Origin of the sequence: Streptomyces sp. NPDC048623, assembly GCF_040650755.1 — a bacterium.
In the GTDB taxonomy this organism is placed as follows: Bacteria; Actinomycetota; Actinomycetes; order Streptomycetales; family Streptomycetaceae; genus Streptomyces.
Genome location: NZ_JBEZHV010000008.1, coordinates 101,788 through 123,019, shown reverse-complemented (window position 1 = coordinate 123,019; position 21,232 = coordinate 101,788). Strand labels below are relative to the sequence as shown.

The window sequence follows — 21,232 nt, the reverse complement described above, 5'->3', positions numbered from 1 at the left end:
ATGGTCGACCCGGTTTTCCAGATGTTCCCCAAGGAGGGGCCGCTGCGCCTCCCGGTGGGATCGCCACCCAGCACCCCGGTCGCCTTCGAGGTGGGTGCCCAGCTGACGAGAGTCTTCCTCCGCGTCATCGCCCTGGGGCCGGACTGCGCGCCCCCCGGGGAACCGACGCCCCCGCACCTCGAACTACGCGTAGGAACAGGGAAGTTCGCGCCAGTGCCGCGCGAACCGGACACCGTGACGATCGAGGACGACCTCCTGACACCGGTCGCCGCGGCCTACTGGACCCCCGAGCCCCGGGACGTCTTCCTGGTCAAGGTGAAGATCATGAAGCCCTCCGATCTGCCCTGGCACCTCCGGATCACGAACAAGGCGCCGGTGGCGCTCGGCTTCGTCTGGGTCGTCTCGGACCTCGAGGAGGACACCCGTCAGCCACGTATCTCGATGGACCAGTTCCACGGCCGGCAAGCCCTCCCGGGGAAGCCCGTCGACGACATCGTGGTGAAAGTGGCCAACGTCGGTACGGGGGACCTGAACATCGACACCTCGGCGGGCACCGACCTGGGCGACGGCTTCGTCCTCGACGAGGTGACATCCCCCGTCCGGCCCAACGGCTGCGGGCACCTCACCATCAAGGTCCCTCGCCTCGCGGCCGTTCCCTTCGGCGCCGGGAGTCACTCCACAGACTTCACCCTGGCGGCCAACACCCGTGACGAAGAGGAGCGGATCCTCCATCTCAGCGTCTCCGAGAAGTTCAGCAAGGAGAAGGAGAAAGAGAAGGAGGGAAAGGAGAAGGAGAAGGACGGGAAGGACAAGGAGCACAAGGACACGCCGCAGGAGCTGATGATGGTCGGCGACCTCTTCCCCACGCCCCTTTCACCGCTCGTCGCCTGGGCCGGCGTCGGCTCCCCCCACGTGCACTTCATCCCGCCGGAGCTGCGCCCCGACGTGTCGACGAGCGCCCTCGTCCACGAGGACCCGGCGCCCTAGCGCGACGGCGGTCGTCATGTGGCTGGTGTTGTGCGACGCGCGGGACGAGGCGGCCCACTGGGCCGCCGCGGGGTTGCGCGAACGAGAGCTCGACCCGGTGGAGCTCGTGGACGCCGGGACGCTGGCCCGTACGGAGAGGTCCACGCACCGGATCGAGGAGGAGCGGGTCCGGAGGCAGGACCGCGCCGATCCGGACCGGACCGGCGGCGTCGACGCCGCCGGAGATGGGGCGCGCTTCGAACTCACCCTGCCCGACGGGCGCATCCTCGAGAGCGACGCCGTCCGCGGCGTGGTCAACCGACTCACCTTCGCACCCGTGCACCATCTCCACTTCGCCTCCCTGGCCGACACCGCCTACGCGATGGCGGAACGGGACGCGCTCGTCCTCAGCTGGCTCCAGTGCCTCGCCCCCGTGATGGTCAACCGCCCCAGCCCCCTCGGCCTGTCCGGCACCCTCCGCTCCGGCGCCGAGTGGACCGTGCTCGCCGCCGCGGCGGGACTGGCGGTGTCGCCGATGAGGCTGACCGACAACACCAGAGACGAACCCGCCATGGGCCGGCCGCCCACCCGTACTCTGGTCGTCCTCGGCGACGACGTCTACGGCCTCCACGGCGGCGAAGCGCTCGACGGGCTCTCCCCGGCCTGCGTCAGCCTCGCCCGCAGCGCGGGAGCCGACCTTCTGGGGGTCCACCTGGAGCCCGACGAGCACGCCCGGCACGGGGCGCGATTCGCGGGAGCGACGCTCCTTCCCGACCTGCGGATCGCGGGCGCCTCGATGCTGGACGGCCTCCACGCGTACCTGACCCGGCTGCCGGCGAGGCCCCGGTGATCATCGTCTGCGGCATCGCCAGCGAGCGGCCGATCGCCCTCGTCACCGACGCGCTGCGACGCCGGGGCCTGCCGTACGCCATGCTGCACCAGCGCCGCTTCACTGACACGCCGATCGACATCCGTGTCGACGGCACAGACGTGCGCGGACACCTGCGCTGCGATGGCCGGACCATCCCCTGCTCTGACGTCACCGGCATCTACACCCGGCTCATGGACTGGCGGCTGCTGCCGGAGACGCGCGGCGCGGGCGAGGAGACGCTGCGGCACTGCCAGGCGTGGCACGAGGCCCTCGGCACCTGGATCGAGATCGCGCCGGGACGCGTGATGAACCGCGCCTCCGCGACGGCGACCAACCGCTCCAAGCCCTACCAGGCCCAACTGATCCGCCGTGCCGGGTTCCGCGTCCCCGAGACCCTCGTCACCGACGACCCCGAGCTCGCCCTGGCCTTCCGGGACCGGCACGGCCGGGTCGTCTACAAGTCGATCAGCTCGGTTCGCTCGATCGTCCGGCTGCTCGACGACGAGGCCGCCGCCCGGCTCCCGCGGATCCGCTCGTGCCCCGTCCAGTTCCAGCGCTACGTCCCTGGCGTGAACATCCGCGTGCACGTCGTCGCGGGCGAGGTCTTCGCCACCCGCATCGAGACCGACCAAGTGGACTACCGCTACGCCGGCCGGTACGGCGGCCGCGTCGACCTCACGCCGTGGACCCCGTCCCGCGAACTGGCGCTGCGGTGCGCGGGCCTCGCCACCGGGCTGGGCCTCGCCCTCGCCGGCATCGACCTCGTCCTCACGGACGACGGCGAGTTCTTCTGCTTCGAGGTCAACCCCAGCCCCGCGTACAGCTTCTACGAGGATCACACGGCCCAGCCGATCTCCGACGCGATCGCCCGGGCTCTGCTCGGATGACGACGATGGCGATGACGTAGGAGTCGAGCTGCGCCGACGCCCGTGTGGGGGCAGGATGGGAAATACGGGGGCTGTGCGGCCGCGACATCGTCGCCCGCATCTGACGTCAAGAGGTTTCTCATGACCGGTGACGCGTACGAACCCCCCGCCTCCGAACGACCCGAATCCGAACCATCTGGGTATGAACCCGTGTCCGAACACCCTCAGCCCGGCCCTGCCATCCCGGTGGTGAGTCCGGAAGACGCGGCGAAGCTCCCTCGGGAGCTGCCGCCTCGCGGGCGGGACATCGAAAGGCGCGAACGCGCCAGGCTCGCCCGGCACCTCGGGAGGCGAGTTCCCGCACTTCCTCGGCACGCCGACGTTCCGCCCACGGAGGCCGCACCCGCCTCCAGGAGAGCCGACCAAGACGACTAGCCAGCGCGAATCGAGGTGGCGACGCATGCCATCCGTGAACCTGCACCGGAACATCGGGCTGAACGATGCCGCGACGGGCCCCATCACGGCGCTGGACGACGAACCGACCGCGGCGCGGTTTCTGGACCATGTCCTCGTGACGGGGAACGTCTACGCCAGCCGTTCGCAGGACGGCGGTTCCACCTGGACGCACGTCGATCCGTACACGACGTTCCCCTTCGCGGCCGCCAGCCTGTGCTGCGACCAGATGACGCTGCACGAGCGTTCGCGGAACCTGTGGATCTGGCTCCTGCAGTATCACGTGAACCCGCTCGACGGATCGAACATCTTCCGGCTGGCCGTCTCCACCGACGGGACACCCGCGCCGGGGTCGTGGTTCTTCTGGGATTTCAATCCCGGCCTCTTCGACCCGGAATGGGCCACGAACACCCAGTTCGACCGCCCCGACATGGCGACCACCGACAACCACCTCTACCTCACGTACAACGTCTTTCGGGCCGATTCGGCGGTTGCCGCGATCGTCTTCAAGATCTCGCTCTCCCATCTGGCGCAGCATCAACTGTCCTATGTCTTCTACCGGACCACCCCGCAAGACGTGTCCCTGTGCCTCACGCGCGGTGCGACCACGGACATGTACTTCATGTCGGAGGCCGTACAGAATCCGGTGCGGATCTTCCGGTGGCCGGACCCCGACGGCAGCGGAGTGGGCAAGGCCGTCGTCAGTACCCCTGGCGCCTGGACGGCAAGCACGGTGACGGGATCCTACGTGTCGAACTGTCCGAGCGGCACGAACTGGCTGAGGAAGCTGCACGGCAGGGCCACCGCCGGATGGGCCGCGCAGGGCCTGGCCGGCTTCCTCTGGCACGCCCTTCCCACGAGCGACCGCCCACACCCCTGGATCAAGGGCCTCGTGGTGGACGGGGTCACGGCGGCGGTCTTCGCGGAGCCGGACATCTGGCATCCGGACTGGGCCTGGGCCTACCCCGCGACCTGTCCCAACGCCGACGGGGTGATCGGAATCTCGCTGTTCTACGGCGGTGGCGGCGTGATCAACCCCCGTCATGCCGTGGGCTACATGGACGCGCCCAGCTGGGTGCTGCAGGGGACACGCGACAGCACTCATGGCCCGGACGGCGGCATCTGGGGTGACTACCTGAGCTGTACGACCAGCCATCCGGACGCCACGCGGTGGGTCGCCACGGGCTTCACGCTCCAGGGCGGCACGACGTTCGCCCACATCGAGCCCCAGTACGTCGAGTTCGGCGTCGGCCCCTGACGGGCCGTCGCTCCTGAGGACTGAAGGAGGCAACCATGGAAGCGGGAAGGGTCGAACGCAACCCGGAGGCGCCGCAGTCGGCGCCGCTGCCGCGAGCGGGCCGGGACATCGAACGCGAGGCCGCTGAGCGGCTCGACGAGATCCGGCAGTACTTCAAGGACCTGTACGCGCGACGCGACGTCGTCGCCCGCACCACCACCCCGTACGGAGAGGACCTCGACTGGGTCCCCGGTGAGGCCGATGCCGAGCCACCCGACCTGGAGTACCCGGAACCCGCCGGCACCACCGACCGCCCCGCGTCCCCCCAGCCCTTCGAGGCGGCCGCAGGCAGCGACCGGACGGGCCCTCCCGGCACGGTCCCCCTGGTGCGCAAGCAGCTGGACAGCATCACCGCCGCCGGCACGCTCCAGGACTACCTCGCCAAGGGGACACGGGCGAAGGTCGTGACACCGCCCGACGATCCCGGCCTCGCGCCCCCGGCCGTCGCCCGGCACAAGTACGCGCACGCCATCCAGCAGGTCACGAACTACGGGACGGAGGGCGTCATCAACACCTGGCGGCCCTACGTCGAGTGGTCGGACGAGTTCTCCCTCGGACAGGAGTGGGTGGTGCGGGGAAGTTTCGCGCAGGGCACGACCGACGGGCAGACCGTCGAAGTGGGCGCCCAGACCTACAAGGACCTCTACGGGGACTGGTATCCGCACCTGTTCATCTACTACACGACCAACAACTACACGGCCGGCGGCGCGAACATCGGCGGCTACAACACCGACGTGGCCGGCTGGCAGCAGGTGTCGACCACGGTCTACCCGACCATACGCCTCGCGGAGAGCGTGTACGGCGGGGCCCAGTATGAACTCGCCATCAAGGTCACGCTCTTCAACGGCAACTGGTGGATCCGGATAGGCAATGAATGGATGGGGTACTACCCCGCCGGCCTGTTCAACGCCGCGGGGCTGCGCAACCAGGCGCAGTCCATCGACTGGGGCGGTGAGATCGTCGACGAGGACAGCCACCCGGGGCCGACACGCACCTGGATGGGCAGCGGCCACTTCCCGTTCGAGGGCTGGAGCCGTGCGGCCTACATGCGCAACCTGGCCTACCAGTCCGACACCTCCGGAACGATGGTCGGCATGCAGGGCTACACCCACGAGACCAACCCGAACGCCTACAGGATCGCGGCCGACTTCTCCGGGACGACGACCTGGGGCTCGAACTGCTACTGGGGAGGCCCGGGTGGAGTCGAGTGACCTTCCTGCCGGGGACGACCGGCCCGAGGTGATCCCCTCCGAGGTCGATCCGGACATCGAGTGCGTCCGGGTCGACACGGCGGGCGGGGCGGCGGAGCCGCCGCCCTATCCGCCCGCGCAGGACGAGCAGCCCCCGCCGGGGCGGGGCGTGCGGCTCTGCCCCGAGGGGTACGTGCCCCGGCGCCGCCGCCGCGACTACACGCTGGACGGCAAACGGGTCGTCACCGACTCCCCGGCGACCCGCAACCCCGAGGAGCCGCCGGCTCACGGGGCGGCAGCGCCGCCGGAGTCCCCCTGAGACCCGGTGGGAATGGTCGAGTGAGACCCGGTGGGTACGATCGCGCTGCACGGACTGTGGCCGTCGTCGCCCTCGTACGAGACGACGATCCCAGCCCCGTCCGCCGGCAGGTCCGCCGTCCGCAGCGTCGCCATGCCCACCTCGTCCAGGAGGACCGTGCCGAGCACCCGGCCGTCCGTGCTGAAGGTGACGGGGCCGCGCGGCGGGCGACCGCCGGGGACCGTCGGCGTAACTCGTACGGTCAGCCTTGTGAGCTGCCCTGTGGCCAGGGCCGGCCGGGTGGTGAAGGAACGGGCGGTCGACGGATCGATGGCGAAGGTGCCGTCGCGGGCGATCCCGAAGGCGCTGCACAGGCCGTGCGCGGTCCGTGCGAGGTACCCGGTCGCAGGGGCGAGGACGGCCGTCAGTTCGCGGGGGGTCTGGGGCAGGGAGTCGAGGGCTGTGACACCGAGGAGGTCGCTGTCCGCCCGGACCGTCGACAGCACTGCCGGAAACCCGCCCACGACCAGCGTGTCCGTGGCGCGTCCCGACAGGAACGGGTCGCAGGACTCCTCGTAGTCGACGGTGCCGTCGGACCGGACGGTGTACGCGAGGTCGGCGGTCACCCCGGGACCCGCCTGGAGGAGGTACCCGGAGGCCGGAAGCAGCGTGAGACGGTGCGTCGACGCGCGGGGCAGGAAGCCCGTGGCGACGGCTGGCGCGCCGACGGGCAGCAGGCCGTGGGAGAGCGCGCGGCCGTCGATGGTGATCGTGTGCCCGTGGACCGTCAGGGTGTGCGCGGAGGCGTGGGCGAACCCGGTCGCTTCCGGGGCGAGCCGGACCCGGCCGTCCCGCGTGACGGAGAAGCCGAGGCCGCCGTCGGCGGTGCCGGCCGCGACCCGTAGCCGGTACCCGGAGGCGGGCAGCAGGTACAGCTCGTGGACCCGGTCCGGCGTCACGGGTTCCGCGCCCGGTAGGTCCGGGACGAGCGGATGGTCCAAGTCCCGGGCGTCGATGGTGACCGGCACGCCGCGTACGGTCAGCCGTCGGCCGCCGCGTCCGCCGAGGAATGCGTCGAGCTCCGGATCGAAGTCGAGTGTGCCGTCCTCGCGTACGTCGAAGGTGACGTCGGCCGTGACGGTCTCGCCGAGCCGCAGTCGGTACCCCGTGCGGGGCGGCAGCGAGACCTCCGGAGGCGGATCGGCCGCCCCGTCGAGGAACCGGGTCCCGGGCCGGGAGTCGTACGTGGAAGCCTCCGCGTCCCCGGCTCCGTCGCCGGACCCGGACCCGGACCCGGACCCGGCGACGGTGACCGCGACACGGGGAAACGTCAGCTGTGAGGTGTCGATGGTGATGGCCGGCATCGGCGCTCCCGATCTGTCGGTGGTGCGGGGGAGGAGGTCAGAACGGCGTCGTGCCAGTGATCTCCAGACGCGGTACGAGGTCGATCCGGGTCTCCTTCCGGGCCGACCGGGTGGGCTCCCCGGTGACGCGCGCCCAGCGGCGGATCCTTCCGTCCCAGCCGCAGGTGACGAGTTCGGACTCGTCCCGCGTGACCGCCAGGGACGGCACGCCCCAGGCGTGCGCCGCGACGGGGGCGCCGATGCGCTGTCCCGTGCGGTCCCAGCGGTGCAGGACACCGTGGGCGCTGCCCGCCGCGATCTCGCCGTCGCTGGTGAGCAGCAGCGACCACACGGACGAGTCGAGGACGAGCGGGGGTCCCACCGGCCGGCCGGAGCCGAGGTCCCAGCGGCGTACCGTGCCATCCCGGCCGCCGGAGGCGACGCTCCGCCCGTCGGGAGCGGTCGCGAGCGCTTGGACCGGGCCACTGTGGCCGAGGAGCGGCTCGCCGATCGGGGTGCCCGCCGAGCGGTTCCAGCGCCGTACGGTGCCGTCCTGCCCGGCCGTGACGACGACGTCCTCGTCGACGGTGAGCGCGACCGCCCGTACCGTTCCCGCGTGCCCCCTCAGGGGTTCGCCGATCGGGGAGCCGGCGGCCCGGTCCCAGCGGCGTACCGTGCCGTCCTGGGAGGCGGAGACGAGTTCCCGCCCGTCCCGGGTGACGGCGAGGTCCCGGACACGGCTCTGGTGGCCGGTGAGGGGCTCGCCCAGTGGGGTGCCGTTCACCCGGTCCCAGCGGCGCAGGACGCCCTCGCCGCCGCCGATGACGATCTCGTGGTCGTCGGGGGTGAGCAGCATCGCGTAGACGGTCCGTGTGTGCACCTGGACCGGGTCGGACAGCAGCCGTCCGAGCAACCGGTCCCACCGGTAGAGGTACCCGATCCAGTCCACACCGACGATCTCGGCGTCGTCCGAGGTGAGGTCCAGGACCATCAAGTCCCTGGGTGTGTTGATCTCGCTTGTCGCGCGGGTCGCGTCCCGCACGGCGGTGACGTCTCGCCGCAGGCGGTCGCCGCGTGGGCCGCGTCCGCGCCCCTCGTCCGGCATGCCGGTTCGGGCGTATGCGTTCATCCTGGCTTCCGTGTCCATCACGACCCCTTCGGCGGTACGGCCCCGTCGAACGCGAGGGCACTGGACGCCTCGCCCCGGCCGGCCCGGACGCGGCGGCCCACCCACTGGTACACACGCCCGTCCTCACCGCGGGCCACCACCGGCACGCGGCTGACGGTCACTCCCGCGCGCGGAACCTCCTCGTCGCGGAAGAACACCCGCTTCACCTCCGGTTCGAGGACCCGGCCGGCCGCCTTGACCTGCGGGAGCCGGGTGCCGTCCGCGCCGAAGCGGGGGATCTGCCCGCGCCGCAGGCAGACGGCCGCCGCGCCCTGCTCCAGCGGCACCGGCACCAGGGGGATCCAGTGCGGCGGGACCGGCGTCAGGAGGCGGTAGGCGAGCGCCGCCGGGTCGGCCGGCGGGACCTGCGGTTCGTCGTCCGGGGGTTCGTCGGCCCGGACCCGCGGTCTGCCCGTGGCGCTCTGTACGATCCGCTCGATCGCGAAGCCGAGGTTGGCCATCTCGTCGCGGGCGAACAGGACTTCCTCGACGGGGGCGCCTTCGAGGCGGGCCGAGGCGGTCGGCAGCAGCGGGAGGAGGGGCGGCGCCGGCGTGCCGGTCGCGGCGTCCGTCAGACGGAACACCGACCAGTGGGCGTCGTCGGCCGGCTCGATCACGGTGGTGTCCTCGAAGGTGTCGACGACCGTCAGCGAGGCGATCCGGTGCAGCGCGCTCGTGGCCAGCTCCACCGGGACGATCCAGTGGTCGTTCCCGTAGACGTTCGCGAACTCGACGACGAGGAGCCGGGCCAGGTCCGGCACGCCCGCCCCGATGGCGGGCAGGTTGACGGTGGTGTCCTCGAACTCCCACCAGCGTTCGGCCGGCATGCCCGGATACGTGACCCGGGTGGGCAGCACCCCCACCGGCGTACCGCCGGCGGGCGCGGGCAGCGCGGCACCGCCCGTGTCGAGGTCGAAGTGGTACGCGTCGGCGGCGCCGCCGGTGTACTCGGGTGCGGTCAGCGTGACCGTCCGGCCGCCGGGCGCGGCGGTGACCCCGAAGCGGTGCTCCAGCCGCTCCCGTGCCCAGCTCGACGTCACCGGCGGCCGGTATCGCTCCCCGAACCAGGCCAGCCAGAGTCCGGCCGCCTTGTCGAAGGCGGTCCGCTGGGAGCTGGTGAGCCCCGGCGGCCGCCAGCCGTCGGCCAGATGGCCGGCGAGCGCGGCCCCGTCGGGCGCCCGGCCCGTGAGGACCTCGCGCAGGGCACGCCCGGCCGGGTCGCGGCGCAGCGGATCCCGCTCCGGGTCGCTGCCGGGCCCGGGCAGCGGCGCCTTCGCGAGGACCGCCTCGTCGATGTCGTCCAGGACGCCGGGGGGCAGGTTCACGGTACGGAGAGTGGCGAGGAACCGCCCGCCGGCCTGGGCGGCGGCGCGCAGGGTGAGCTGGTGCGAGGCCTCGCCCGGCGCCGCCCCGGCCTCCGCCAGGAACTCCAGCGGCACACCCTTCGGCAGGGGCACCGCCGTGCCGTCGGCGGACGGACGGAAGGAGCCGAGCGGGGTGCTCTCGGTGCTGAGGGTGCACCAGACGGGCGAACCGCCGTCCTCGCCCGCGAACTCGGCGACCTGCCACTGCCGGGCCAGCAGGAACAGCGGGTCGGCGACCCGCGCCGCGAGCGCGTCGTCGAGCTGGCCGCCCGTACCGCTCGGCCTGACCGCCGGCTCGACGCGGTGGAACTGGCCGAAGTGCATGACATCGAACACCGTCAGGCCTCCTTGTCCGTGAGCAGCTTGACGAGCGATCCCAGTTCGGCCCGCTTCATGAGGTCCTTCATGTTCACGGAGGGTGCCGAGGGCAGCGCCGTGTCGGGCAGGTAGGCCGCGGGCAGGTAGCGCCCCAGCCAGCCCAGCGCTTCGAGGTCGACGAGCCGCAGCTTGGCGAGGTCGAGCGCCTCGCCGACGGTGGCGGCCAGCACGTCGGGCGTCCAGGCCGCCCCCACCACGGGCGGTACGGCGAGCAGGACGGCCTGCGGGGCGCGTGCCCCGGGCGCGTCGTAATGGAAGGTGGCGCCCGCCGTGTGCCGCTGAGCGGGGATCAGCTCCGACCACTCGTCGACCACGAGCACGGCCGCCGGGTGCGTCGCGAGCGGCTGGGCGGGCCCGTGCACCACCAGGCCCGTCGCCGGCTTCCTCTCGTCCTCGGGGGTCCTCCGCGCGCCGACCCAGCGATCGCCCTGCGCGAAGGGAACCTGTCCGATCCGCAGAGCCTGGCCGGCACCGGTCCCGGCGGTCTGGGTGTGCAGCAGCAGGTCCGCCAGGGCGCTGGTGCCAGGCCGGACCGCGCCCATCTGCTCCACCCAGTCGCCCGGGACGAGCCGGGCGTCGCCGCCCCGGTCGAGGCCGGATCCGAACGAGGCGTCCAGCGTGGCGGCGTCCGGGGCCTGGGCGAGGCCCACGGCGCGGAACCCGGGGCCGAACACCGCCTCCAGGACCGCGGCCGCGGCACCCGGGTCCTTCCGCTTCGCCTCCTCATCGGCCTGGTCGAGCCGCTCCTGCCCCTTGCGCAGGGCTCCGGCCAGCTGGTCCTCCAGCTCCGCGGCGGAGCCCGACGGCGGACCGGTCACCCCGTAGGCGGCGAGCGTCTCCAGGTCCTTGGCCGCGAGCGCCGTCCGCAGGTCGCTGCGCGCGGTGTCCGCCCGGTCCTTCAGCTCCTTGTCGGCGGCCGGTTGCGGGGGGTTGTGGGCCGCGGTCAGATCGGCTGCCGTGCCCGCCCTGCTGGAGGTGAGCACCGCGGCGACCGCCGCGCCCAGCGCCTCGACCTGGGCGATGCCCACGGTGGTACGAGCCCAGGCCGAGGCCCTGGCGGTGCGCAGGACCGGCACGGCGTCGTCGGGCACGTTCGGGGGCCGCTCGTCGGTCAGTTCGTGTTCGAGGACCGCTCGCAGTCTGCCCGCAGCGGCGAGCGCCACCACGTCCAGGGCGCAGTACCGGGCAAGTGGCCAGGCGTGTTCGGTGACGGTGGCCGTTCCGGCCCCGGGGTCCTGGCCAGGCCGCACCCAGGCGGCCCGTAGCCGGATCCGGCCCGTGGGCCCCAACTGGTGCCCGGCCCACGCGTCGAGTCGCGGTTCGCCCTTCGCGCGGGGCCGGGTGATCTGTTGTGCGCCGTCCCAGCCCGCCGCCCGGGCGGTCCCCTCCGGTACGACGACGAGGACCCGGTGGCCCACCGGGACGCCCCGCCGCGGGGTGTCGAGCACCTGCGGCCGGGGCGGCGGCTGCCCGCCCGCCGCGAGGGACTCCATAGTGGCGGCCGCCCGGTCGTGGTTGCCGTTGGCCAGTTGGTGGACGCTCTCGGCGAGGAGGAGGTCCGCCACCGCGTCGAGGTCGTCGCGCAGGGCCGCGAGGTGCCGCCGTACGACGGTCTGCTCCGCGGGGGACATCGGCGTGGTCCCCGCCTGCGTCTTGAGATAGTCGACGACCTGCTGTTCCGGCACCTCGGCGAGCCGCGCGCCGTCCGTCACGTCGTGGGGGCCGATGAACTCCTGCGCCCCCGCGCCCGGGTGCTGCGGGCTCTGCACCGACCACCTGGCACGCAGCGGCGCGATGAACCGGTCCAGCTCCTGGGGTGCGTCGGCGTTCTCGCGCTCGTCGTGCAGCCGCCGTTCGAGCCGGTAGCCGAGCAGCGCGCCCAGCGGCTGGCCCTGGGCCATCCCGTCGACGACGGTCATCGCCACGCGCATCCGGCGCGAGGACAGGTCGACGGCGAAGGCCCCGGGGTCGCTCGGGTGCGACAGGGCACCGCTGCGCAGGATGGCAGCGGTCGCCGCCTGCGGGATCGAGGGCGCGAGTACCCACCCCCGGCTGCGCCGGCCGGGATGCCGCGACAGGTTCTCCACCCATCCGTACGCGCCCAGCTGCATACCGGCCGGACGCCGCTGCCGCAGGGCGTGGAGCCGGGCGGTGGCGAGGGACGTGATCCACGCGTCGAGCCGGTGCGACACGAGGTCGAGGGACTCGCCGAGGAGCCGTTCGACCGGCCCGAACGCGTCCCCGCGCTTCTCCCACGCCCTCACCCGGCCGCCGAGGTACTGGAGGGCCGCGTCCATCTCCGCGAGCCGCACGCTCCACGGGCGTTCGGTGCCGAGGAGGGCGAGGACGCCCCGGCGGTTCACCGCCGCGTCCGAGATCTGCCCGGCCAGGGACAGGCGGGCGTCCACGATGGCCTGGAACACCGTCGGACCCCGGTCGGTCCCGGAGCCGCCGTCGGCCGGAGTGTCGCTCCCGGGAGCTGCGCCGACCCCTCCGGCCGGCAACTGCATGATCCTGCCCAGGGTGAAGGGCTTCGCCTTCAGCCCCGCGGAGCTGATCGTCTGCAGAGCCGTGTCGGGGTTGAGCAGCACCTCGGCGAAGCGCAGCCGGGGCCGGAACACCAACGGGTCCTTCGCCCCGGCGGCGGCGCGTCCGTACTCCAGGTTGGCGCTGTGCCGCAGCAGCGCCTCCAGGAGGGTGCGCGCCTCCTCCTTGCCGACCATCAGCCTGCGCACCTCGAAGCGTTCGACGACGCGGTCGAGGAAGTCCGTGAGCGCGGCCACCGGATCCTGGCCCTCGGGCAGGTGCGGTCGCGCGTACGGCAGCCAGAGCCGGGTGGCCCGGCCGTTGATCTGATGGGTGATACGCGGCCGGTAGCGGATGCCCAGTGCCTCGTTGAGGGCCCGGGACTGCAGGTCCTCGGGCGTGCTGTCCATGCACTGCTCCCCGCCGCCGAAGCTGATGCCGAGGATGCCGAGGCCGAGGTCCTTGAAGCAGGCGAGCATTCCGCCCTGGACCGACCGCACCGACACGGTGCCGGACACCGGCGCCATGCCGAGGGCCCGCAGTACGTCCCGTTCGGGCTTGGGCAGGGAGAGCGTCTCCCCGGGCTGGTCGGGTCCGCCGACACGGGGCAGCGTGCCGACGCCCACCTCCCAGAACGGACGCAGGACGCCCAGGACGCGGTGGAGCCCCGCGAGCCCGGACGGCTCGTGCTCCGGGGTGTCGGCCCGCCAGCGCGCGGTCGCGGTGACGGGCAGCAGTCCGTACGGCTGCCTGCCGACGCGCAGGACCGGCAGCGGGCCCCGGGCCCGTACGTTCTCGTAGTGGTGGCGGCGCAGCCACTCCCGGTCGACGTCGAGCTCCCCGCCTCCCTTGTCCTGCTCCATCAGCTCGTCGAGGAAGAAATCCCCGGTGGCGCTCCACAGAGCGAGTTGCAGGTTGCGTGCGTCCGCCTGTTCCGGCTCGTCGGCGCCGGGGAGCGCGGCGAGGGTGCCGGGCGGCAGGCCGAGGGCGGCAGCGGTGCGGACGCCGTTGTCCCACGCGTCGGCCGGGGCGGTCGGGACGGCGCCGAGCAGCCGGTCGACGTCCGGCGGCTCCGTTGGCGGGATCCCGGCGTTGGGAAGGTTGTTGGTGGGCGTGTCCTGCGGGACGAACGCCGTCTCGCCGTCCCCGTCCCGGCCGGACAGCAGGCCGGCGACGCGGGCCGCGGACGCCTCGGGGGCGAGCGAGGCCGACACGCCGAACACGACCACGCGGGTCAGCAGCGGCTCCCGTTCCGGCGCGTACCCGTTCTCGGGGAGCAGCTCCAGGGTGACGGCGAGCCCGTTCTCCTCCGCCGTGCTGTACTCCGTCAGCCAGCGCAGTGCCGGATCGAGGTGCGGTCCGCCCGGTGCGGGCTCGGCGTCCGGGTCGGGTCCGACGCGCACCACGTCGGGGACCGCGCGGCCGGACCGCTCGGCGACCAGGCGGTCGCCCTGGTAGGCCCGTACGACGAACATGTCCGGCAGCGTCGAGACGGTCGCCGCCCGGTTCCAGCCGCGGCCCCGGACAGGCACCTCGGGCCACTGCGGTTCCGGCACCGTCTCGGTGCCGGGCACGGGCAGCGGCGGGCGGGTGTCCGAGAGCGGCTTCAAGAGCCGGACCAGCCACCGGGCCCGCTGCGCGCCGACCGCCCCCGCCAACTGGCCCCAGGCGGCGAGCAACAGCCGCTCGCGGTCCTGGTCCCCGTTGTCGGCACGGCCCGCCCGCCACACGGTCCGCCAGTACCGCCGGGCCTGCTGGACCTCGCCGTCGGTGGGGTGCGGCTCGTGGGACTCGACGTGGATGTCGTCGGGGAAGATGCGCACGAGCAGGCGGTCGGGCCCGGGGCCGTCCAGGCGCAGTCGTGTCTCGAGCCGTACCGGCAGGAGCACCAGCGGCACCTCGGGGTCCACCTGGCGCAGCAGCGGGGCGAAACCCTCGTCGGTCCGGGCGCGCAGCTCCTCGTCGACGGCGCGGCGCGCGGTGTCGAGGCGGTCGAAGGCGGCCCTGCGTTCGGCTTCGGTGGCCCCGGCGCCGAGCAGGGCGCGGTGCTCCTCGGCCTCGGCCACCTCCTGGCGCAGTGCGCCGAGATCTCTCATCGGATGTTCTCTCCTCACGGGGCCAAGAGCCGTTCGGCGGGCAGGATGACCCTGACGGGCTGTTGGAAGCACTGGCGGGCCGTTCCGGCCGCGCTCCTGCCCCAGACCAGGCCGCCGTACGAGACGTTGGGCCGTAGGGTTCCCGGCGCGTGGGTCGCGGCCAGGTAGGCGTCCTTGGAGTCGAAGAGGTGACTCCATTTCAGCTCGTTCCAGTCGTCCGCCTCGCTGGGAGTGTTCGGCGGGGTGTACGGGCCGCCCCAGGCGCCGGCGGGCGGCGGGTCGGTGAGCGCGTCGGGTTCGGGATCGTCGAGCCCGAACCGGGGCTCGGTCGGCTGCTCCGCGATCACGAAGCACCAGGGCGAGGCCTTGAGTTCGGCCTCGGTGACGTCGAAGCCCACCATGGCGGTGTCGGGGTCCAGACCGCCGCGGAAGATCGGGTGCCGGGCGTGCGCCTCGTCGGGTTCCGTGCCGAGCAGCGGAGCCGCGTAGATGATCGCGCCAGGGTACCGGCGCAGTAGGGCGCTGCGCAGCAGCAGGACCACCCGGTCGGGAGGGGCCGTCAGATGCGCGCCCAGCGGGAGTTCGCGCTTCCAGGTGTGCAGCTCCGGCAGGTCCTTCCCGTACCCCCAGAACGAGGCGAAGTACGTGCCGCGCTGGTCGGTGGGGTACTCGCGCCAGCGCAGTTCGCGCGCGAACTCGTGGTTGAGGCCGGCCATGTAGGAGGCCACGAAGGGGGCGTTGGTGAGCGCGAGGACCGCCGAGTCGGCGGGGACGTGTTCGAGGCCGCCGAAGAGCCACTCGCTCGACTGCCGGTTCAGCGGCGGCCACATGGCGTCCTGGAAGGTGGGCGCCCACTGCACCGGCGCCTCCGGGTCGGTGCCCTCGGGCCGCTCGACCCGGGAGGCCACCACCGCGGGCACCGTCACCGACGGGTCCGTCAGGGCCACGATGCCGTTCTGCGAGTTCCCGACCGGGAAGGGGTCCCGGTGCGGGATCGGCGGGGCGTCCGACGGGCCGAGGACCCGGTCGTGCGCCGAGACGACCATGTCCTTGAGGTTGTCGGCACTGGCGGCGAGCACGGCGGGGGCGGGCAGCCGGTCCTGCTGACCGCCGAGCAGACCGCCGCCGGTGAAGACGTCCAGGGGCAGGGTGCCTGTGGCGTGCCAGCGGTCGACGAGCCCCTTGAGGGCGTCCGGCTCCCAGGGATCCTGCTGCGCGCCGGGGCCCTCGCCCACGACACGGAGCTCGCCGTAGCAGTCCGCCATCCACTCGCCGGTGAAGCTGTTGGCGGCGTCCCAGTCCCAGTCGCCCGGACAGGTGCCCCGGAACGTTCCGTGGTGGGTCTCGGAGCTCCAGGTCCCGGTGAAGACACCGTCGGACGAGGAGTTCCAGGGGTCCCAGGTGCCGGTGCACACCCCGCGCCACACGCCGCGCTCCCCGCCGGACTCCCAGGTGCCGGTGCAGAGGGCGAGCCAGGTGGGGTCCGTGCCGCCGGCGCCCGCGTAGTTGCTCCAGCTGCCGTGGAAGGCCCCCTTCCACGTGCCCGACCGGTCGGGGCCCACCTGCAGGGTCCCCGAACTGGTGCCCCGCCAGCCACCGGCCGGCTCGCCCTTGCCGCCGTCGATGGTGTTCCACGGCCCGGTCCAGGAGCCGGTGAACCGTCCCGGCGCCGTCCCGGTGTCCGCCGCCCCGGTGAACAGGTCGAGTCCGGCCGGGCCGGTCCGTTCGGTGGGGAAGACCAGATCGCCGTGCCGGTCGATCCTCGTCCTGGCCAGGAAGTCCTCCGGAGCCTCCACCTCGGGCAGCGCGCCGAGCCGGAAGGACCGGTTGAGTCCGCTGCCGGAGAGCGGTGTCGTGGCGGCCAGCTGTTCGGTGGTGACATCGCGCAGCAGGGAGCGCGCGGTCGCCTCCGCCGCCACCTGCCGCCAGGCGCCCGCCGCCCCGTCCTCGGGCGCGAACACCTTCCGTACGGCGGCGAGTCGCTCCGCGCCGACGACCGCCTCGGGCGCGACGGCGAAGGCCACCGTGCCGTCCGGATCGCGGCGGGCCACGGCGAGTCCGGTGGGGGAGGCGGCGACCGAGGTCAGCACCGTCGCGAACGGCGGCGGCTCCGGCGCGTCCGCCGCCCGCCCCGCGATCAGGCCCACCCGCCGGCTGAGGACACCCATGGGGCGCACCGTGCGGTGGAACACCGTGGTGGCCATGGCGTTCGGCAGCAGGCTCGCCCGGACCGACGACCACAGGGTGGTGTCCGCCGTCAGGGTGATCCGGCTCTGCAGGGGTGTCGCGAGGCGCAGCACCTCGTCGGCGGAGAGCGGCCTCACGTGCCGCAGGTGCAGGCGGCCGGCGACCAGCCGGGCGAACCGGGCCAGGTCGAGGAACCGGTTGGCCGCCTGTACGTCCACGAGCTGGCGCCACGCGGAGGCCATGAGGGCCTCCTGGTCGGCCTGCACGGCCCGGGCGCCCAGACCCGCCGCGACCCGCCACCGCGGGTCCAGGTTGAGGGTGTCGAGCCAGCCCGCCGAGGCCGGGTCGGCGCTCTTGCGCAGGGCGTGGAATCCTCCGTACAACGGGGGCAGGACGTCCGGGTCCTCGTCGCCGGTGCCGTCGGCGATCGGGACCAGCGCCTTCGCGAGCCGCTGCTGCCACTGCGCGCTCTGCGGGCCGGTGGGCCACGGGTCCCGGGGCAGGTTGCCGGGGGCGCGCAGGGCGCTCTCCACCTCCTGGACGACCGGCCCGGGGCCGGTCGCGAACAGGCCGGGGTGGCTGACGTCGAGCGGCCGGCGGCCGGCGTGCGGGGGAAGCGGGCGGGCCTGGAGCCGCGCCGCGAGGGTCTCGAAGTCCCCGGCCTCGCCGGTGGAGAACACCCAGGAGAAGTAGACGGGCAGTTCGCAGAGGGCGTCCGCGCTCGGGTCCCACGCGGGGGCCAGGCTCGCGCCGTCGGTGGGCTTGCCGAGTCCGGCGAGCTTGCCGGCCAGGAAGGAGGGGACCACGCAGGCGGTGTAGGTGGTGTGCGGTTCGAGCCGGCGGGGCGCCAGGAGCCGGGAGACCGACCGCCGCGGGTCGGTCTCGTGGCCGGGGAGTGTCTGGGCGTGCGCCCACAGATGCAGGGTGGCCGGATCGGGCAGCTCGCTGCCCCTGACCCGGAGGACGGGCAGCGGCACACCGGGTTCGCGCTGCGGCCCCTTCTTTTCCTCCCCGATGGGCACGCAGACGAGGGAGAGCCAGGGGCGCAGTTCGCCCGTCGCGCCGGCTCGCAGCGGGGTGAACAGCCAGGGAAGCTCGGTGCGTTCGAACTCCACCAGCGGGAACTTGGTCGGCTCCGCGTCCGGCGTGCCGGGAAGCGGGAAGACCCGCACGATCTCCTTGGGATCGATCGCCCGGACGTCCCCGGGGCCGTACAGCTGGAGCGCGGGCACCGGGACCGGCCGGCCGGGACGGCCGTTCACGGACGCGGTGGCCGAGAGCGCTCCCCGTACGGGGGTGGTACGGGACAGGTCGTCGTCGTCGGCGAGACAGGCGGCGGCGCCGGCCCGGTCCCAGGACGCGAAGGTGTACACGGTCATGGCCTCACCTCGTACGCGGGCACGACCTGGAGAAGCCCGGACCGGCCCGTGACGGTCCTCAGCTGGGCTGCGGCTTCGGTGAACGTGTTCTTGGACGAGAACCCGGTCTGCGCCTTCAGCGTGTCGAGGCTCGCGATCGCGTACACGCGCTCCTTCAGCACCGGCTTGCGCAGCGGCGTGGTGTAGCGGGCGCTCAGCTCGCGGACGAGGCTGCGGCCCACGGCGCCGTGGTCGAGGGCGGCCTGGAGGGCCGCGTCACTGATCAGCCAGGGAGGGGCGGGGGCGGTGCCGCCCAGCCACTTGGTCTCGTACTCGACCGGCACCGTCGTCCGGGTGGCGCCGCCCGAGGTGGGCGGCGGGGTCAGCTCGGCGCCGGAGCGGAACCGCTCGAACGCCGGCTGGGTGAGTTTCTGATCGTCCGTGAGATCGAAGAAGTCGGCCCGCGCGAAGTCCTCCGTGACCGGCTGCGCGGTCCCGGCCCCGGAGGGGAACGTGACGGCCACGTCGAACGTGGTGGGCCTGGGCAGCCTGCCGGGACCGAACCGGACCACCTCGATCCCCAGCGGCACCGTGCGCTGGCTGAACCGTACCCGCCCCAGCGGATGCAGCAGACGGCCGGCGGCCACGCCGTCCGCGCGCAGCGAGACCATCGTGCGCACGCCGTCCGGCAGGACCGGCTCCCAGCTGCGGGGATTGTCCAGGGCCTGTTCCAGGGCCCGGCAGACATCCGGCGGCGGCGGGGCGGCCGCCTGGCCGGTGCAGTTCCAGTGTTCGTCGAAGGGGAAGCTGACGTCGAAGAAGAGGAAGGACACGCTGGCGCGTCCGGCGACGTGCCAGCACGGAGTCGGACCGTCCACGTGGACGCGCAGCCCGACGGAGCATAGGGTCTCCCCGGCGAAGCGCAGCGCGAACGAGCCGCCGAGGTCGAGCATCACGCCGAAGCTCGGCTCCCAGCGCACCAGCGCGTCGAACGAGAGCCGCCCGGACACGCCCGTGCCGCTCGTCCCGATGACGGCGGACAGTTCCGCGCCCGCCTGGACGGTGCCGGGGGTGAGGGCGAAGTAGCCGGAGAAGACGATCTTCAGGAACGGGCTGTCCGCGATCGGGATGGTCAGGCGCTTCGGTGTCGGGAAGCCCGCGGGAGGGGTGTAGCGGGGGTGGAATCCACCGGCGCTGAGGATGAACGTCGCATCCTGGCCCGACTTGGCCCGCAGGGCGAGACCGCCCTCCACCGAGGAGGTGAGCAGCCGGGATCCGGCGAGGTTCGCGTTGATCTCGACCAGGCCGTTGGCGGCGTCGATGACACCCGCGACCGAGGCCCGTAGGTCGATCACCGGCGCCTGCGGCGCGGGCAGCGCGATCCGCAGCCGGCCGAGGATGCCGACCACTCCGCTGGGCAGTTCGAGCACCACGCCGACGTCGGCCGTGATGAACGAGACCGGACGGCCCCAGCCGACCCGGAACATCGGCCCGACGACCGTGCTCCCGGCCCGCGCGGGGAAGACCGCCCCCATCGTGGTCAGAATGCGCGGCGCCGCCGCGGCGGCGTCCGCGGGGAAGAGCAGGTCGTCCAGGTGACCGGACTGCACGGCCGCGGCCAGGCCCGCCCGGTCGAGCGCGCGGCCGACGCCGACCAGCCCGCCGACGGCGTTGAGCGTGAAGGCGAGGCCCAGTTCGATGGCCGGGGTGAACTCCGCGCTCAGCGCCACGAGCATGGACGGCGGGCGGGGCTGCAGGATGCCGAACGCCTTGACCTCGACGAGGCCCAGGCTGAGCGAGAGCGCGCCGCGGTACTGCCCGTCCTGTTCGCCGAGGAACCCGCCGCCCTTCGCCGGGCCGAGGGCCAGGGTGAGTCCGAGACCCTTCGGCGGCACCACCGACGGCGTGTACCCGCCGGACGTCGGACGGATGTCGAGGCCCGCCCCGTCGACCGCCGCGTCCGCGACGCCGAGCAGCGAGGCGCGGAAGGAGGTGGTGAGCTGGAGACCGCCGTCGCGTGAGGCCACGTACAGGGAGGGTGCGCGCAGCCCGGCGGGGGCCCGGTCCAGGGGCAGGGCGATGCCCTTGCCGTTTCCGCCGCCCTCGAGCCGCAGCCCGTTCTTGTCGAGGCGGACGCCCAGACTTCCCTTGAAGGAGAGACCGTCGGGGGCGAGGAGCCTCAGCAGCTCGTGGTCCGCGAGCGCGAGCTCCATGCCGTCGGCCCGGAACGCGAGGGTGGAGTCGTCGGGTACGGCGGTGGGCAGGGCGAGGACGAGGCTGATCCCGTCCCGTACGGCGAGCCCCGGCACGAGCGTGAGCGCGTCGCTCAGCCTGAACGTGAGGCTCAGCACCGGGGGCAGGGTGGTGCCGAGCGACTCCACCGCGGTGGGGCCGGCGCGCAGCACGTTCTCGATCACGAGCGACCAGTTCGACGCCGCCCGCGTCGCGCCTCGTACCGCGGTACGCAGCAGGTCGACGAGGACTGGCCACAGGTCCCCCGGCGCCGCCGAACTCGGCACTGCCAGCCGCGCGATCAGCGCCTCCGGGGTGAGCGCGTCGGAGGGCAGTCCGAGCGCCTGCGCCAGGCGCTTGGGGCGCTCGGTTTCGGGAAGCCCCGGGAGGGCCGGGAGCAGGGGGATGAGCCCGTCGCGGACGTCGGTCGCCAGCTGAGGCAGGGGGGCGGCCGCCATCAGCGGGCCCGAGGGGGGTGGGAGACGTTCATCGGATCGTCGCCGTTCTCCGCCCGGGGACGCGGAGAGGCTCCTGCCGGGCGGATGGGGGATCGGAACGTGTCCGACGCTAACCCCGGTCACGGCGCGGGGCGCGGTCGCGAACCACCTGGCAGAGCCGAAGCGGTGCCGATTTCACCGG

Annotated in this window: 12 protein-coding genes; 6 read left to right on the top strand and 6 right to left on the bottom strand. The window is 73.3% G+C overall.

Going from position 1 to position 21,232, the window contains the following annotated elements:
• From AB0C73_RS14415 to AB0C73_RS14390, 6 genes are all read left to right on the top strand, one after another.
• Entirely contained in the window at positions 1–987 is a 987-nt protein-coding gene (locus AB0C73_RS14415) for a hypothetical protein (RefSeq protein WP_362528980.1), read from the top strand.
• Positions 988–1,003: 16 nt separating this feature from the next.
• Complete coding sequence (locus AB0C73_RS14410) at positions 1,004–1,816, top strand: hypothetical protein (protein WP_362528977.1); 813 nt, start codon at positions 1,004–1,006, stop codon at positions 1,814–1,816.
• Entirely contained in the window at positions 1,813–2,724 is a 912-nt protein-coding gene (locus AB0C73_RS14405; protein WP_362528976.1) for an ATP-grasp domain-containing protein, read from the top strand. The genes AB0C73_RS14410 and AB0C73_RS14405 overlap by 4 nt, the downstream gene beginning before the upstream one ends.
• A 439-nt stretch (positions 2,725–3,163) precedes the next feature.
• Positions 3,164–4,414 (top strand): hypothetical protein, encoded by a 1,251-nt coding sequence (locus AB0C73_RS14400; protein WP_362528973.1) that lies wholly within the window; start codon positions 3,164–3,166, stop codon positions 4,412–4,414.
• Between the two features lie 35 nt (positions 4,415–4,449).
• Positions 4,450–5,664 carry a neprosin family prolyl endopeptidase gene (locus tag AB0C73_RS14395; RefSeq protein WP_362528971.1) on the top strand — a complete coding sequence of 405 codons (1,215 nt, stop codon included), beginning with the start codon at positions 4,450–4,452 and terminating at the stop codon, positions 5,662–5,664.
• A complete protein-coding gene (locus tag AB0C73_RS14390) occupies positions 5,651–5,962 on the top strand; it encodes a hypothetical protein (protein WP_362528968.1) in 312 nt (103 codons plus the stop codon). The genes AB0C73_RS14395 and AB0C73_RS14390 overlap by 14 nt, the downstream gene beginning before the upstream one ends.
• Here AB0C73_RS14390 and AB0C73_RS14385 read toward each other — a convergent pair.
• From AB0C73_RS14385 to AB0C73_RS14360, 6 genes are read right to left on the bottom strand one after another with little or no spacing between them, the layout of a single operon-like run.
• Positions 5,929–7,305, bottom strand: a complete 1,377-nt coding sequence (locus AB0C73_RS14385; RefSeq protein ID WP_362528966.1) for an Ig-like domain-containing protein — start codon at positions 7,303–7,305, stop codon at positions 5,929–5,931. The two genes, AB0C73_RS14390 and AB0C73_RS14385, sit on opposite strands and share 34 nt — an antisense overlap.
• A 37-nt stretch (positions 7,306–7,342) precedes the next feature.
• Positions 7,343–8,413, bottom strand: a complete 1,071-nt coding sequence (locus AB0C73_RS14380) for a WD40 repeat domain-containing protein (protein ID WP_362528965.1) — start codon at positions 8,411–8,413, stop codon at positions 7,343–7,345.
• Positions 8,414–8,430: 17 nt separating this feature from the next.
• Positions 8,431–10,152 carry a hypothetical protein gene (locus AB0C73_RS14375; RefSeq protein WP_362528962.1) on the bottom strand — a complete coding sequence of 574 codons (1,722 nt, stop codon included), beginning with the start codon at positions 10,150–10,152 and terminating at the stop codon, positions 8,431–8,433.
• 2 nt (positions 10,153–10,154) lie between these two features.
• On the bottom strand, positions 10,155–14,816 hold the full coding sequence (locus AB0C73_RS14370) for a hypothetical protein (protein WP_362528960.1): 4,662 nt from the start codon (positions 14,814–14,816) through the stop codon (positions 10,155–10,157).
• A gap of 14 nt (positions 14,817–14,830) precedes the next feature.
• Positions 14,831–18,382 (bottom strand): hypothetical protein, encoded by a 3,552-nt coding sequence (locus AB0C73_RS14365; protein WP_362528959.1) that lies wholly within the window; start codon positions 18,380–18,382, stop codon positions 14,831–14,833.
• Entirely contained in the window at positions 18,379–21,051 is a 2,673-nt protein-coding gene (locus AB0C73_RS14360) for a DUF6603 domain-containing protein (protein WP_362528956.1), read from the bottom strand. The genes AB0C73_RS14365 and AB0C73_RS14360 overlap by 4 nt, the downstream gene beginning before the upstream one ends.
• Positions 21,052–21,232: the final 181 nt, after the last annotated feature.